Source organism: Billgrantia bachuensis (assembly GCF_011742165.1).
In the GTDB taxonomy this organism is placed as follows: domain Bacteria; phylum Pseudomonadota; class Gammaproteobacteria; order Pseudomonadales; family Halomonadaceae; genus Halomonas; species Halomonas bachuensis.
The window spans coordinates 72,769-87,503 of record NZ_JAAQTO010000013.1; the positions used below are offsets into that span (position 1 = coordinate 72,769).

The 14,735-nt window shown below is 60.2% G+C and carries 9 protein-coding genes; 3 read left to right on the plus strand and 6 right to left on the minus strand.

Annotation, left to right across the window (positions count from 1 at the left end; all coding sequences use genetic code 11):
* Positions 1 to 21 precede the first annotated feature (21 nt).
* Entirely contained in the window at positions 22 to 8,118 is an 8,097-nt protein-coding gene (locus HBJ55_RS05000; RefSeq protein ID WP_167111650.1) for a DUF4781 domain-containing protein, read from the minus strand.
* A 66-nt stretch (positions 8,119 to 8,184) separates the two neighbouring features.
* Complete coding sequence (locus HBJ55_RS05005; protein WP_167111652.1) at positions 8,185 to 9,051, minus strand: LysR family transcriptional regulator; 867 nt, start codon at positions 9,049 to 9,051, stop codon at positions 8,185 to 8,187.
* A gap of 259 nt (positions 9,052 to 9,310) precedes the next feature.
* Between HBJ55_RS05005 and HBJ55_RS05010 the strand changes: the two genes are divergently transcribed.
* Positions 9,311 to 9,949, plus strand: a complete 639-nt coding sequence (locus tag HBJ55_RS05010; protein WP_167111654.1) for an FMN-dependent NADH-azoreductase — start codon at positions 9,311 to 9,313, stop codon at positions 9,947 to 9,949.
* Between the two features lie 173 nt (positions 9,950 to 10,122).
* Positions 10,123 to 10,434 (plus strand): cupin domain-containing protein, encoded by a 312-nt coding sequence (locus tag HBJ55_RS05015; protein WP_167111656.1) that lies wholly within the window; start codon positions 10,123 to 10,125, stop codon positions 10,432 to 10,434.
* Between the two features lie 65 nt (positions 10,435 to 10,499).
* Here HBJ55_RS05015 and HBJ55_RS05020 read toward each other — a convergent pair whose 3' ends face one another.
* Positions 10,500 to 11,141, minus strand: a complete 642-nt coding sequence (locus HBJ55_RS05020) for an NAD(P)H-dependent oxidoreductase (RefSeq protein ID WP_167111658.1) — start codon at positions 11,139 to 11,141, stop codon at positions 10,500 to 10,502.
* Positions 11,142 to 11,156: 15 nt separating this feature from the next.
* A complete protein-coding gene (locus tag HBJ55_RS05025; RefSeq protein WP_167111660.1) occupies positions 11,157 to 12,095 on the minus strand; it encodes an EamA family transporter in 939 nt (312 codons plus the stop codon).
* Positions 12,096 to 12,165: 70 nt separating this feature from the next.
* Between HBJ55_RS05025 and HBJ55_RS05030 the strand changes: the two genes are divergently transcribed.
* Positions 12,166 to 12,657, plus strand: coding sequence for a MarR family winged helix-turn-helix transcriptional regulator (locus HBJ55_RS05030; RefSeq protein WP_167111662.1), 492 nt, complete (start codon positions 12,166 to 12,168; stop codon positions 12,655 to 12,657).
* A 14-nt stretch (positions 12,658 to 12,671) separates the two neighbouring features.
* Here HBJ55_RS05030 and ogt read toward each other — a convergent pair whose 3' ends face one another.
* Positions 12,672 to 13,199 (minus strand): methylated-DNA--[protein]-cysteine S-methyltransferase, encoded by a 528-nt coding sequence (gene ogt / locus HBJ55_RS05035; protein WP_167111664.1) that lies wholly within the window; start codon positions 13,197 to 13,199, stop codon positions 12,672 to 12,674.
* Positions 13,183 to 14,682, minus strand: coding sequence for a DNA-3-methyladenine glycosylase 2 family protein (locus HBJ55_RS05040; RefSeq protein WP_167111666.1), 1,500 nt, complete (start codon positions 14,680 to 14,682; stop codon positions 13,183 to 13,185). Before HBJ55_RS05040 ends, ogt begins: the two co-directional genes overlap by 17 nt.
* Positions 14,683 to 14,735: the final 53 nt, after the last annotated feature.

Here is a 14,735-nt window from a genome sequence, read left to right on the forward strand (position 1 = left end):
GGGGCAACTAATATTAAACTTTCAAACCAGTTCCCTCTTCGGCAGATAGATACGATCTCCAGGCCTAAGAACAGTGGGATCATCGATATGGCTAAGGTTGAGCTCGACCAGCTCCGCAATATCGTACCCTCGCTTGATAGCAATTCCACCCAGTGACAAGTGAGACGCGGCCTCAACCCAATCATGTCCCTGCTCCTCAAGCGCGGGGTTGGCACGCGGCGTTGGTTCCAGGCTTGGCGAGCCACCTTCCTGCTCCACTCGCCCCAATGAGACTTTAGTATCAGGAGCCTCAATAACTTCTTTTTTGCCTTCGAAATCAGTGCGTCGCCATACCCAGCCCGGAAGCAGTTCGTTATTCCTCAAGTAGTCGGTAAGATCCACTGGAGTCTCGTTGGATTTCTCCTCGCTTTCAAGGTCAGCGACGAGCCACTCCCAATCCGGCAGCAAATCCTTGTCTTCCAAGTAATTTCTTAGATCTATCAACGCACCTGGTATCAGCATTCCTCCAGCCAAGGTCAAGCCTACTCCCGCCCAGATGCGGTTTTCATCCGCGGCAAGACGATTCTCACCGGCCAAGCGGCGGAATGGCCCATGCCGTACATCTGCATCCGTCCAGTTGAGTCGCCTGCTCGCCAGATCGATGAAGTAAGCTTGCATGAGCGTGCCGCCAGCCAGAGCCGTGCCTGCAATATGATTGCCTTGGGCAAACTGATTGTAGGCTTCGGTGCCGGTTAAGGCTGCCATAGGAATCGTAGTCATGGGATATAACAACCGAATCGGCCAGCTTCTGCCGGGATCCTGGCCGTTTTTCCACGACTTCACCATGGAGACGGTATCGTCACGCAAGCCCCTGATACCGTAATAGGACAATGCGACCTGGAAAGGCAATGCCGCTAGATTAACCCCGGCGGAGTACCAGTGCCCATTGGCCATGGCCTCGCCTGCAGCATACATAGTGTAGGCCGCCCATGGTGGCGTCATGATGCCATAAAAATAGGAGCCAACTGCCGTGCCGGTACCAGCCAACTTCTTGACGTAGGGCAGGGCTGCCAAATCGACGCGAGTTAGGCCGGTAGCCACCCGGGTCGCTGCACTACCGGCGAGAACCACATTGGCAGCAAGAAAGCCCGCTATCCCAACGTCACCAGTAAAGTCCAGCAAATTGTTGCTGATTTTAAGGAACTCTCCATCACTTATCTTGTTCTGAATGTACTGCCAAGACACCACATCATTGACTAGGTGTGTCGCCAGTATGCTGCTATTGAACAAAACTCCCTTCCAGGTGCGGGGATCCAGTGGGTTGACAGTTAGGGCCTCCGGACCAGCCACTTTTTTCAGCTGCGTTCGATAAAGGCTTGACGCCTGAGTGAGCGCCTGCGTCTTGGCCTCCTCCGTCCACCCTCGTTGTCTACTTTCTTGAGTAACAGATAGATTCTGTAACAGCTGATAGCGTGCCCAAAATTCCTCCGTTACAGTACCTACCCTCGCAACCTGCTCCTTGCTGAGATTCAGCGCTCTTCGAGAAGCAATAATGCGGCTCGCTTCCCAGTTTAGGCGTTCAGCCGTGACCTCTCCTCGTTCAAGTGCTTCGCGGTTGATCCGGATTTTTTCGTCAAACCGAGACTTGAATAAAATCATGCTCCCCCGCGTCACGAACCCCAACCCATTGAGTAAATGAGCGGGGGATGCCGGGGCAGCTGCTCGATTGAGCACATCGCCGGTCCAACCATGGGCAGAAGCGCTATGCATACCAAACATAGAGCCTCCCACCAGCGCAGCGGCCAGCCCTCTGGCCGTGCGCCGACGCGCAGGCGAACTATCATTACTCGTTGCGTGCACTGGCGTGGTATAGACATGCCCGCCCTCCTGAGGCCCGGCCATCAAGGAGACTCTGACATAGGGAACGTTCGGCAGTTTGGCTGCGTCTTCCGGCGCCAAGGCCTGCTCTAGCACGCTGCGACGAACCAAGGTCGTTTCGGGAGTCACTTCATTACTCACGTTCCTATCATAGGGAGAACGCCCGATCTTTCGAGTGGACTGGCCTGTAACAGGTGTCCAGTTTCCTCCTAGATCATGAATACGCACGATCGGGCCTTGGGAATCTGTGGTAACAGAGACCCTGCCACTCACTAATGGCGATGAGGATGACGCTGCATTTTGCTGTGTTGCGGGTGTCGCTTGGGACGGTGTCGTACCTTGCTGCTGGGCTGTCAACGCCGCGTTAGGTGCTGTCGTTGACGATTGGCTCGTCGACACGGTAGACGACACACTCCAGAGCCCATTGCCACTATAAGCGGCGAAGGACAGACCACCTCCTTGTATCTGAGCCCTAGTCTCGGTGGCACGATCGCTGGTTACGACAACGTAGACGTCGCCATGCTTCGCGGTAACCTCACGAGGTGCCTCACTACCTATGTTGTCTACGACTCGTACCGCCTGCTGTCCATTCCCTTGGTCATGCAACGTAAGTGTGACGGGCTGCCCCTTCTGACTCGAGGGCCAACGGATATGCCCATTCTCATCAATACGTCCGCTCTTGGGTACGGTGCCGCCATCAATGACAAAGGTGGCATTATCTAGCCCAGTATTGGATGAACGAATGATATGAACATAGTGACCCGGAGGTAGAGTGCCCTCCGTCGATGCCTGATTGAGCGCATCCAAATCGACGAGTCGATAAAGCCTCGCGAGTCCCTGCGGTGGCGTTGCGGTCTGTTGCGCACTCGCCACGTGGTTCTGGGACGCCCCTCGCATCCAAGGCATGACGAAGGCTTCGCCGGTTTCCGGGTCTCGGTAGAAGATATGGGTCTTTCCCCTTACTCCTGGCTCATCACCACGCAGCCTTGGTCCGATGGCAGGTTGAATGTATACGTTATCCACACTAGAGGGTGCACGTGGCCCTAAAACACGGGCTTCAATTGGCCTGCCTTGCTCGTCCTGCAGGCGAAACGTGATCGCCTCGCGAGCAGACGGAGTGCTAGCTCCCGAGTCAAAGTAATCGCGACGCGTCGTAGACGGTGTTGCTTCGACCTGAGTGTCGAACAAGGCAGCCTGCTGTGCCCGCCCCTCGATGGCGGTAGTGACCGTCTGGGAGGCTTCATCCCTGAGTGCAGGGTCAGGAAGCACTGGTGTATCGTGGGCGGTCTCTGCCGAAGGAATGCCATTACCAGGCTCATCTGGAGCCGGGGTATTCCGGCCACCCTCGGTTTCGTTAACATCGGGGCGATAGGTCGTGCTCCCTGGAGCATTCGGAGCATCGAGATCGGAAGTCGGTGGCGGTGTATCGCCTCCTCTTCCGGCTGGGGGCTGCCCTCCGGGCTCGGCGGGAGGATTTGATCCGTTCCCACGTTGGGGACGCGTGGTCCTTAGCCCGTAGATCCCCAACCCGGTTCCCACGAAGCCGGTGGACAGCCCCAGGACAGCATCGATCTGCTGCAGCCCGGTCATCTGGTCGCCATTGACCGCCAACTGATAACCGGAGTACCCCATCAGCGGAAAGCCGGTCACGATAGCCCCCCAGTCCGCGCCTCGCGCCACTCGATTCCAGGCATCGGCGCTGCGCATGTAGGCATGGGCATTGGCCGCCAGCGTCGAACCCGGCTTGACGGCGCCGATGCTGGCCAGGAAGGCTTCTCCTTTGGTCACGCTCAACGTGGAGTCTCGAGCCATGCCGACCATGCGAAACCCACTGGCCTTGACCGGCAGAACAGCCGTGGCGATGGAGAAGTAGTTCAAGCCCGACTCCCAGTCGTTCCAGTCCCCGCCTCGCTGCATATGATTGCGTTGATGCTCGAAGGCCCGATAGCCCAGGTAGCCACTGCCAAGGAATGCCAGCGGAGCAGCCACAGGAGCCGCTGGCGTAAAAGACAGCACGGTAGCCACGCCCGTCCCGATGCCGATCAGCGGGTCGACGATCTTCTCCTGCACCGATACGTTGCGAGCGGTAACAACCTCCAAGGGAATGACGCCACCCTCGCTGGGTCGCATTTCCAAGTCTTTGGGAACGACCAATCTCCCTTCTTCGCCGAATAACCGGTTGTGGTCCTGGAAGTCGGCCAAATCGGCATAGTGCCTGCCCGTACCATCGACGTAGCGAACCTCACCGTCATCACCGCGCACGGCGAGCAGTACTATCTCCGACCTCCCGCCCTCTCGATCGAGGTGAAGCAGCGGCACGGCACGAATCGCCGGCCACTCTCCCCCGACCTCATGGATCGCATCGAGTACATCGTCGTATCCTTCGCGCCCTTCCGTCAGACCCAGATTGGTTTCGACAAAATCAGCTACCCCGTCTTCATCTAATACGTTGAACGTGGCATCGAAACCCTGTGCATGGAATTCCTGAAAGCGTGACTGGAAGAGAGTATCCAATGCCTCGCCACCCTGCGCTTCGACGACGTCATACTCCACGCGCGCTTCGTAATCGGCATCCGATTCACCCAGCAATGGCATGGATTGTTCAGTGCCAAGTTCGTAGCGATCTGCTGTGTTGCTAACCTCATCTCGCGCAGTCTCGAGAATTTCACGCTGTGTCTCGTCACGAGCGATCTCGAAAGCGACATGGGTAATCGCAATTTCCGCGTGGACCCAACGCCTCTCTCCGTCGATCATGATGCCAATCGGTTGATCGCTGGATTTCAAGACGTCCAAGTTCTGTTCCTGCTCTTCGAATGCAGCCGCTAAATCCGGTGTCACCCACAGAACCTGACCACCGAGTTCGATCTCCTGCGGTTCGACATCACCTGAGAAGAGTTCATCAGGTGCCTCCTCGGTTCCCTGACCGTGCGTCTTGAAGAGGGATTCGAGCTCCGCTTCCAGATCGGAAAGCTGCTCGTCGAGGCTTTCGAGAGCAAAGCCGTAATTTCGCTCGAGAGCACGGTGCAGGTCGGTACCCGTTTCTCTCTCTCGATCATGCGCCGTTTGGCGGGTCTCGCCGAGTTCGAGCCAAGTCTCGGTGAGTTCGGGATCCCGATGGTTTTCCCACCATTCGCTCATTTCCTCGGGGGCCAACCGCTCTTCCGTGGTACCTTCCTCGAAATGAGTGACGACCCATAGACCATCCTCCCGCTCTTCAATGACTTGCTGGCCAGTGAACTCACCCAGGTAATCGCCGCCAATGGTGTTGAACTTCTTGCCTTCCTCCAGCAGCCCCTTGTCCTCGTTGAAGGCCTCGAGCAGCTGTTCCCTCATGTCGTAGGCCTCGACGGTCAGTTGGAGGTTATCCCGACGCGCCGAATGGAAATCGTAATAGGCTTGGGCCGTATCCACCTGGATGCCGGCTCCCTCCTGACGGGATCTTGCCTGCCTTAGCTCCTCCTCGATCCTTTCATAAGCATCACTGTCGGGATCGGTTTCAGCCAGCATGTCCTCGAGCTGCGAAACCTCATAATCCGGTAGATGGCTATCACCCTTGGCACTGTGCAGGCGAACATCGGAGAAGAGCACATTGAGGTCGGCTTGGGCGGCCTCGTAGGCGCTCTGCTCCTGCTCGTACTGATCGGCCTTTTGCTGCAAGTCGGCAGGTGTGTCGTCACTGGTGCAAACGTAACCGTTGGGCGGGTCGGGCATTTCACCCTGAGCAGAGATGGCCTCATCCAGCAGACGCTCGGCCTCTTGATATTCCTCCATGGCTTCACCGGCGGCTTCTTGGCGAATCTCCGCTCCCTCCAACCGAGCGCGGGCCTCTTCCAGCGTACCCTCCGGCTCGGGGCGAACCCACACCAGCCCCTGCGGGGCCAAGGCCTCATCGAACAGGTTACCGGCTCGCTGAAGAGCCTCCTCATAGGCCGGGTCGACTGCAAAGACATCCAGCTGATCCTGGCTACGCTCGAATTCGGCAAAGGCTTTGAGCTGCTCCGCTTCTAGGACCTTCAGCGCTGCCGTCGCCTTGGCCACCTCCGGATCCAACCACAGGCCATCCATAGGCACCCAGTCACCTCCCGAGGGCGGCGGCTCGAGCGGCGGATCGCCATAAGGGTTCTCGTAGGTGACGTTCCTGTCCGGCTGCTGGCCAGGGCAATATTCCTCGATTGCCTCGTCCAAGGCTTTTTGCTGCTCTGCTACGGCCCCATCGGTGCCGTCGCTCCCGTAGAGCTCCTGGAAGGTTTCACCAGCCAGCGCACGCTCCACCGCGGCGAGCACGACTTCTGCCGCCCGAGCTTCCTCGGCATCGGAGCTGTCGAGATCAACGGCCATGAGTACCTCGACCATCGCCTCGAGAGGCGTGCCTTTCTCGACTTCAACTTCGGTACCATCCTCTTCACGACGAACCGTAATGTCCCCATCCGGTGGAGTGGTCACGGTATAGCCGTTGTGGGTCACACTGACCGTCTTCTCGCCATCGGCACTTTCTCTGGTCACGGTCCTACGGCCGTTGGCTTCCTCGACGGTCTCGGTGCTGCGCCCGTCCCGGTATTCGGTGCGCCGCTCTTCGTTACCCTGGGCATCGACAAAGAAGGTACTTTGGGTGACTTCGCCCATTGTGAAACGATAGCGGGCAATCTCCTCGCCGCTGTCGGCATCCACGATACGCCGGGTGACGCTGTCGTCCGGCTCCGTATACTCTGAAACTCCAAAACCGGCAGCTGCCAGTTGAGCGATGATCTGGGCGGGATCGAGCCCCATTTCCTCGGCTATCGAATCGATGCTCTTGCCCTCGGAGACTGCCTCGGCAATCTCATCGATCCCTTCCCGGCTCGTATCCTGCTCCGAATCGAGTTCCGTGCGATTGCCGTCATCGTCGATGATCGTCGTCGTGGTCTCACCGTCGTCAACGCTGACTTCTTCGACGACCACACCGTTCTGCTCGTAGGTGACCGTCGTGGTGGTCGTGCCATCGGCATCCACTCTCGTCTCGGTCACACGGCCATCCGGCTCTGTTATCGCGTCGGTGGTGCTACCGTCGGGGTCCTCGGTTCGACGAATCTCATTGCCATCGGTATCGATTATGAGGGAGGTTTGTGTGCCATCGGGCCCTGTTTCATGGCTGACGACAAGATCGCCACTCCCTGCATCGGTGATCCGCGTGGTATCGGTGTAATTGGGCCCCTGTCCTTCCACTCCTGACTCGACCTCGTAACCAGCCGCCGCGAGCTGGGCAATCACCTGCTCGCGGGTCAGGCCCTGCTCTTCCGCAATCTCTTCGATGCTCTGGCCGTTGGCGACTCCTTCGGCGATCTCGTCGATGCCCTCCCGGCTCGTTACCTGCTCAGGGTCCAGCGTCGTTCGCGTGCCATCCTCGGCCATTACTACCGTCTCGCTGTTGCCGTCGCTATCGGTGGTCGTGATCGTTACGACATCGCTGTCGGGCAGCTCGGTTATCTCGACGACGCTGCCATCGCCCAAGTCGTCTTCGAGGCGCGTCGTCCTTTCGCCGCTCTCTTCGTCCTCACTGACGGTAACCTTGCGCCCCTCATCGTCCCGGACAGGTGACTGACTCAGCGTTTCGCCATCTTCGCCCGTCACCTCGACCCAGTACCGGTCGGTGTCGTGATCGTAGTATTCGTGGATGGTTTCGCCTGTCTCAGGGTCGGTGATCGTCGTCCGGGTAATATTGTCGCCGGCAAGCCCCCACTCGGCTGACTCCACCTCGTAGCCACCCGCTTCGAGCTGCTCTATGATCTCCTCTCTGTTCAGTTCGGACTCCTCGAAAAGATCGAGCCCTTTCCCCTCGGTAATCTCCTCGGCCAGGCCCTGGGCCTGTTCGACCGCTTCCTCGTCAAAGACAGGCTCTTGCTCGGATGCGTTATCGACAGGCAGAAAAATGTCGTTCTGATTCTGGGGATCGAAGTTCAGCGGATCGAAACTCGGAGAATCGAAATTCTCCGGTACCGTAGGGCCATAAACCAGCGGCTCCGAGCTGAGCTCCATTTGCTGCAGGTATTCCGGCGAATAGACGCCGTAGCCCACCATGGGGGTGTGGCTGGTATTGATCGGCTGGAATGCCGTTCCCCCATTCCACTGAGGTACCGTTGGCGTCACGGTCTGTTGCGGCGTGAACGTCGGTGGGCTGGGGGGGCGCGGCTTGGCCGCGGCTCTGATAATCGCCTTGGCGAAGATCGACTCACTCCCGGTCGAGGCCCTGGCGGCCAACCGAAATATACTGCTCAGCCTCACCATTGTTGTTCTCACCTCCATGACGAGGACACAAGATGTGGGTCACGCTATTGTTGTTAGCCTTGGGAATTAGACCGGTTCTGCAATGGGCGTGGGACAGAGGTGCTCGGCGATCCGGTCTGCCAATGCGGCCAGAACGGCCTGGTCTCCCGACGGATTGATCATCAACATGAACTCGGCCTCCGGCAGCGGCGGCAGGCCATGCTCTTCCGACAGGGTGACCAGCCCAGGCCCAAGCTGGCTGGCTGGCATCGGTGCCAATGCAAAGCCGCCTTCTACCGCGGCACGCAAGCTGGCCCCGCTGGTGCAGAGCATCGCCATGCGCTGCGGAATACCGGCAAGTGCCAGCTGGGTCAGCGCGGCTTCACGATAGGGGCAGGCCTCCGGAAACAGAGCCAGGGGCAGCGGAGAAGGCAAGCGCACGGGACAGCGCTCGGCCCAGGCCCAGACCAGGGGCTCATGCCACAGCAGGCGGCCCGGCTCATGGGAGCCGCACTGCGCACCCAATACCATGTCCACATCGCCGCGCCTCATGGCCACGACCATATCACCGGGTATGCCGACACGTACGCCGAGCTCGACTTGCGGGTTGTCTTCGACGAACTCTCTGAGCGCACGCATCAAAGAGGCGTTGACGCAGTCCTCCGCAACCCCCAGGCGAATATTGCCTTGGTAGGTGGAGCGGGAGAGCTGGGTCATGGCATCGCGATTGAGCGCCAGGATGGCCCTGGCGTAGGCCGCCAGGCATTCTCCGTCGGGCGTGACTTCGAAGGCCCGCGTCGTACGCCGCAGCAATGGCTTGCCGACCTGGGCCTCCAGCCGGCGCAGGTGCCCACTGATGGCCGGCTGGGTCAGGTGCAGGCGGTTGGCGGCGCGAGTGAAGCTACCTTCATCGATGACGGCAACGAAACTCCTCAGGAGAAGCAAGTCGAGCATATGCATATCTGTCCATGATAAATATGGCTTTCATTTTTTATGTATCATTTGGCAGCATGTCATGACATGCCACCTGATGATTGCCTCTGCCCGCCAAAGCCGCCCTAAGCCGCTCTTAGCCCGCCCCTCATCCAGAGTAGCAGAGTTAAGAAAAAAGTATCATCTTGGTTCATTATAAATACCATCACACTTTTTGATTTATATTTTTCACCCGGAGGTGCTGGCATATAGGAACAACAATCTGCGAGGTATTTGTGCCATGACAATTCTCCTGCATGTCTCATCCTCCCCCCGCAAGCAGCGCTCCGCATCGCTGGAGGTTGCACGAAGCTTTCTGTCCCATTACCGGGACTATGCTCCGCATGTCCAGGTGAAGCACCTCGACCTGTGGGACTTGGAGTTACCCGAGTTTGATGACAGCGCCATGACAGCGAAATATGCCGGGCTAGCCGGAACACCACTGACGGCAAGCCAGCAACAGGCCTGGGATCGCCTGCGTAAGCTCGCATCTCATCTCCACGAGGCCGATATCCTGCTGTTCTCGATGCCACTCTGGAATTTCAGCATTCCCTACAAACTCAAGCACTTCATCGACTTGATATCGCAGAAGGACATTCTTTTTTCTTTCGATCCCGAGGCCGGATTCAGCGGACTGCTCACTGGCAAGAAGGCCATCGTCGTTTATGCCAGAGGACTAAGCTACGCGAACGACTCGTTTACGCCATCGCAAGAGTTCGATCATCAAAAAGGATATTTCGAGACATGGCTGAAGTTCATCGGCGTAACCGAGGTACAGTCGATAGTGGTGGAAAAAACACTCTTCGGCAGCGAAGTCGATAGTGAAGCTCGACAACAAGCCTGCCAGCAGGCCTCGCAACTTGCACGAAGTCTCGTGTAGCCTCGACCGGAAGCTCGCCCCATCCTGACTCATCATGAAGCGGCATGAAGTGATGTAGTACAATGTTCGAGGCGTTAAGCATCATGCATTCTTTCCGGCACGAGCAGGTTGTCTCAGCTTGTGCTCAAGACCTGAACATTACCCATGAGATAACACCGGAAGGCTAACCGAGCATGGAAATCACCCGCAGCCGGGACTTCACCGCGGAGCGTGCCTGGGGAGCCAAGAGCATCGCCAGTATGAACGGCATCACCACTCGCCTGCATTGGACAGACCAGCCATACCGCTGGCACGTCAACGATGGTGAAGAGGTCTTCGTGGTGCTCGATGGCCAGGTGGAAATGCGCTATCGCAACGAGGGAATAGAGCATTCCCGACTGCTGGAGGTAGGCGACATCTTCTTTGCCTCGGTGGGCACCGAACATGTCGCCTGCCCGGTGGGCGAAGCCAGGGTATTGGTTATTGAGAAGGAAGGCAGCGTCTAGGCACTATCCAAAAACTGCCTACGCTCGCCGGCTTATTGGACGGTGCCTGGAAGACCAACGGTCCATTAGGCCCCGTCCCATTCCACCACGAAGCGCTCCCTGGGCCAGCGCACCTTGGCCAGCCCGGCCAGGCGATCCTGCATCGTATCGCGATAGCCAAGCGCCAGCAGCACCACGCTACGCAGCCCCTGCGCCTCGAGACCCAACAGGGCGTCCAGCGCCGGCGGGTCGAAACCTTCCATCGGCGAGGCGTCGATCCGCTCCGCTGCCGCTGCGGTCAAGGCCGTACCCAAGGCAATATAGGCTTGTCGAGCCGCCCAGTGATGCCGCACCTCCGGCGTGGTGAAGCCGGCCACGGCAGCATGGAGCGACTGCCGATACCCTTCCAGCTCTACTGGATCGAGACCGCGAGCCGCAGCAGTCAGCTCGATCAGCTCATCCACGTGCCGTTCATCCACTTCGGTCCAGGCGGCGAAAATCAGCAGGTGAGAGCATTCGCTGACCTGAGGCTGGTCGCACGCAGCGTGCCGGATCCGCTCACGCAGCGCTGGGTCTTTCACCACCAGCACACTGTATGGCTGAAGGCCGTAGGACGACGGCGCCAGGCGCGCGGCATCGAGGATGGTATCGAGCGTGCCTTGGGGAACCTTCCTGCCATTCATGCGTTTGGCGGCATAGCGCCAATGCAAGGCTTCCATGGGGGTCATGCATCTCTCCTGTGGTCAGACTTCCGCCGTTGCAGGCGGTGGCGTTTCGCGGCGCGCGGCGCCACGGTGGAACAGGACCGCACCGAGGACCACCAGCACCCCCGCCAGGCCCAGATAGGGCGGTACCGTCTCGCCCAACAGCGAAACCGCGATCAACGTGCCGACCAATGCCGCCACCATGCCGATCTGACTGAGGTAGACGGGGCCGGCGATTTTCTGCAGTACGAAATAAAAGACGTAGAGCACCGTGAAGACGGCCACTTCGGCGAGCAGCAGCCGAAGCACCCCTATCGAGCCGAGCAACTGTGCCAATTGCTGCGCCTCGAACGCCAGCACGAAGGGGGCAAGCGCCAGCGCGCCACCCAGCAGCATCAGCGCGGCGAGGTAGACCGGCCCTGCCTCGCCGGGCCAGCGCAGGGTGCGATAGATATTGCCCAACGCGATGACCAGCGGGATCGTCAGTACCAACGCGACCCAGCCCTGTGCGCCTTGCATGCCGCCCGCCTTGGCCCACGCCAGCAACACCCCACCGGCCAGCCCCAGCAGCACACCGAGCAGCCGCAGCGCATTGACGCGCTCCATGCCCAGCCCCACTGCAATCACCCAGGTCACCAGAATCGGGAAAGCAAAGCTGAGCGAGACGAACCCGGCCCCCACGTGACGCACCGCCAGGAAGCCCAGTGCATTGGGCAGGGCAAACAGTGCCCCCGAGACCAGCGCGTACTCGACGATGCGCCGGTCGAGTCGCATCGGCTGACGCTGCCGGGTTGCCAGCGCCAGGAGCAGCACACCGGCGCCGGTCACCGCGACCATGAGGAAGCTCAAGCGCGGCGCGCCGGCCCCGTCGGCAATTTTGGCCACGACCAGCGACAAGGCCAGCAGACTGCCGACCAGCAGCAGGCAAGCCAGGGCATACCAGCCGGTGCGGTTGCGTGGCTTGGTTGAGTTGGTCATGATCGGCTCCTGTTCAGCACAGCAAAAGATTCTCGACATAAAGTATCTTGATGGAAAGATAAACGCGCCTATGAATCGTGTCAAGCAAGCCATTGCCCAATGGCAACGGGAAATGCCCGAACTCGACCTGCTGCCGATGGAAGTGGTGGGATATATGAAGACGACCCAGTTGCTCACCCAGGAGCGACTACAGGCCTTTTTCAAGGAGTACGGCCTGCAATTGGGGGAGTTCGACGTGCTGGCCACGCTACGCCGTTCGGGAGCGCCCTATCGCCTGGGACCGACGCAACTGTTCGAGACGCTGATGGTCTCGTCGGGAGGCATGACCAGTCGACTGGATCGCCTGGAGAAGGCGGGCCTGATCGTGCGCTCGCCGAATCCCGAGGATCGGCGCGGCACACTGGTGTCGCTGACGGAGGAAGGCTTAGCCCTGATGAACCGAGTCGTGCCTCGCCACGTGGAGAACGAGGCCAGAATGCTTGCCGCTCTCAGCCGCGAGGAACAGCAGGCATTGGGTGAGCTATTGAGCAAGCTGCTGGAAGGCTTGGTCGATGAAACCTGAGCTGACACAGACCGCTACGCAAGGGTGAACAGGTCGCTCTGCAGCTGGTGCCGCTCGTGCTCCACAAGCCAGCGCTTGCGTGGCAGCCCGCCGCCATAGCCGGTCAGGGTGCCGTTGGCACCGATCACCCGATGGCACGGTACCACGATGGCCACCGGGTTGGCGCCGTTGGCCAGGCCCACGGCGCGGCTGGCGCCGGGGCGCCCGATGTTTGCGGCCAGCTCACCGTAGCTGATCGTGGTACCGGCCGGAATCCGGCGCAGTGCTTGCCACACCAGGCGCTGGAATTCGGTACCACCGGTCGCCACCGGCACTGTATCGAGGTGGGACGGATCCCCGGCGAAATAAGCCTCCAGCGCCTGGCGGATGGCTTCGGGCGCCGTGCCCTCGACGAGCTCGTAGTGGCGATAGTGACGCCCCAGCAGGCGGTGCAGCCGTTCCTCGTGACTGTCGAACTCCAGCGCTCGCAACGCTCCTTGGTCATCGCCAACCAGGCGTAGCTCGCCCACCGGGGACGGTAGTCGGTCAAGCCAGAGTCGCATCGCACTCCTCCTGTTGCGGTTTTGCTGCCGTAGTAGTGGCTGCATCGGCATGCCACAAGTGCATCACGGCATAGGCACGCCAGGGTCGCCAGGCCTCGGCGCGTGCAAGCAGCTCGCGCGGCGTTGGGCGCCGGCCCCGTTCTGCCAGTACCCGTTGCAGTGCCACGTCGGTGGGCAGGAAGGCATCGCTCTCCTGCAATCCGCGCATGGCGATGTAGTGTGCCGTCCACTCGCCGATACCTGGCAGGGCGCACAGGTGGGCCACGGTCTCGTCAAGGTCCTGGCGCCGGTCGAACATCCGTGGCTGCTCGCGGTAGGTGGCTGCCAACTGCACCAGGGCGGTGGCCCGTGCGCTGGGCATGCCGAGCGCCTTGATCTCATCGAAAGTGAAACGCTCGGGCACAGGAAATAGCCGCTCCAAGCCGACCCCAGCCTGACCCTCCAAGCGTTCACCCAAGCGCTCGACCAGCCGCCCAGCCAACCGCGTGGCCGCATCGACGCTGACCTGCTGGCCGAGAATGGCCCGCACGGCGACTTCAAAAGGGTCCCACCCGCCCGGCACACGTAGCCCGGGGCGGCTCTCTACCAGTGGCGCCAGTACGGGGTCACGACCGAGTCCTTGGCGTATCGCCTCGGAATCGGCCTGCAGATCGAAGAGCCGACGCAGCCGAGCAATGACGCTCGGCAGTGCCGAGAGTTCGGTCAGCCGGATCGAGGCATGCAGTGCGCTGTCGGCGGAAACATCCTTCACACTTACGCTGCCGACCGTTTCGCCGACGCGGAAAACCCGGTGATAACCCTCTCCATCGATGCGTTCGAGCCCGGGAATTGTCCGCCGGGCCAGGAAGGCCAGTATCGCCTGCCAGTCGTAGGGCGGCCGGTACGGCAATCGAAGCGTCAACGCAGTTGCCTGGGAAAGCTCGGCTCGGCGACCGCGCAGGGTTCCCGGCGCTCGGCCATAGAGATGCAGAAACACTTCGTTGAAGCGGCGCACGCTGCCAAAACCGCTGGCCAGAGCCACATCGGCGAGAGGCAGTTCGGTCTCGTGTAGCAATTGCTTCGCCAAAAGCACGCGCCGGGTCTGGGCCACAGCCAACGGGGAGGCTCCGACGTGACGCTGGAATAGCCGCCGCAGCTGGCGCGCGCCCACACCCAGGCGAGCGCACAGCGCTTCCAACCCGCCTTCGTCCAGCGCACCTTCGTCGATCAGTCGCAGCGCGCGCTTCACAGTGGTCGAGGTACCGGCCCAGGCCGGGGAGTCCGGCGCACTCTCCGGCCGACAGCGCAGGCATGGCCGAAAACCCGCCTCCTGCGCTGCCGCAGCGGAGGAAACGAAGCGACAGTTCTCGAGCTTCGGCGCTGTCGCCGGACAGATCGGGCGACAGTAGATACCGGTGCTGGTCACACAGGTAAAGAAGCGCCCGTCGTAGCGAGCGTCGCGTGCCAGCAGGGCTTGATAGCAGATATCGGTCGAGAGGTTCATGGCTCCATTCTAGCTTGGGCAGAGCCGATGTCTGGCGGTTTTCGGACCTGAAC

Coding starts and splice junctions, on each gene's coding strand:
- HBJ55_RS05020 (WP_167111658.1), bottom strand. CDS start 11,141: ATGACCCCCATGGAAGCCTTGCATTGGCGCTATGCCGCCAAACGCATG.
- HBJ55_RS05030 (WP_167111662.1), top strand. CDS start 12,166: ATGAATCGTGTCAAGCAAGCCATTGCCCAATGGCAACGGGAAATGCCC.
- HBJ55_RS05015 (WP_167111656.1), top strand. CDS start 10,123: ATGGAAATCACCCGCAGCCGGGACTTCACCGCGGAGCGTGCCTGGGGA.
- HBJ55_RS05040 (WP_167111666.1), bottom strand. CDS start 14,682: ATGAACCTCTCGACCGATATCTGCTATCAAGCCCTGCTGGCACGCGAC.
- HBJ55_RS05005 (WP_167111652.1), bottom strand. CDS start 9,051: ATGCTCGACTTGCTTCTCCTGAGGAGTTTCGTTGCCGTCATCGATGAA.
- ogt (WP_167111664.1), bottom strand. CDS start 13,199: ATGCGACTCTGGCTTGACCGACTACCGTCCCCGGTGGGCGAGCTACGC.
- HBJ55_RS05010 (WP_167111654.1), top strand. CDS start 9,311: ATGACAATTCTCCTGCATGTCTCATCCTCCCCCCGCAAGCAGCGCTCC.
- HBJ55_RS05025 (WP_167111660.1), bottom strand. CDS start 12,095: ATGACCAACTCAACCAAGCCACGCAACCGCACCGGCTGGTATGCCCTG.
- HBJ55_RS05000 (WP_167111650.1), bottom strand. CDS start 8,118: ATGGTGAGGCTGAGCAGTATATTTCGGTTGGCCGCCAGGGCCTCGACC.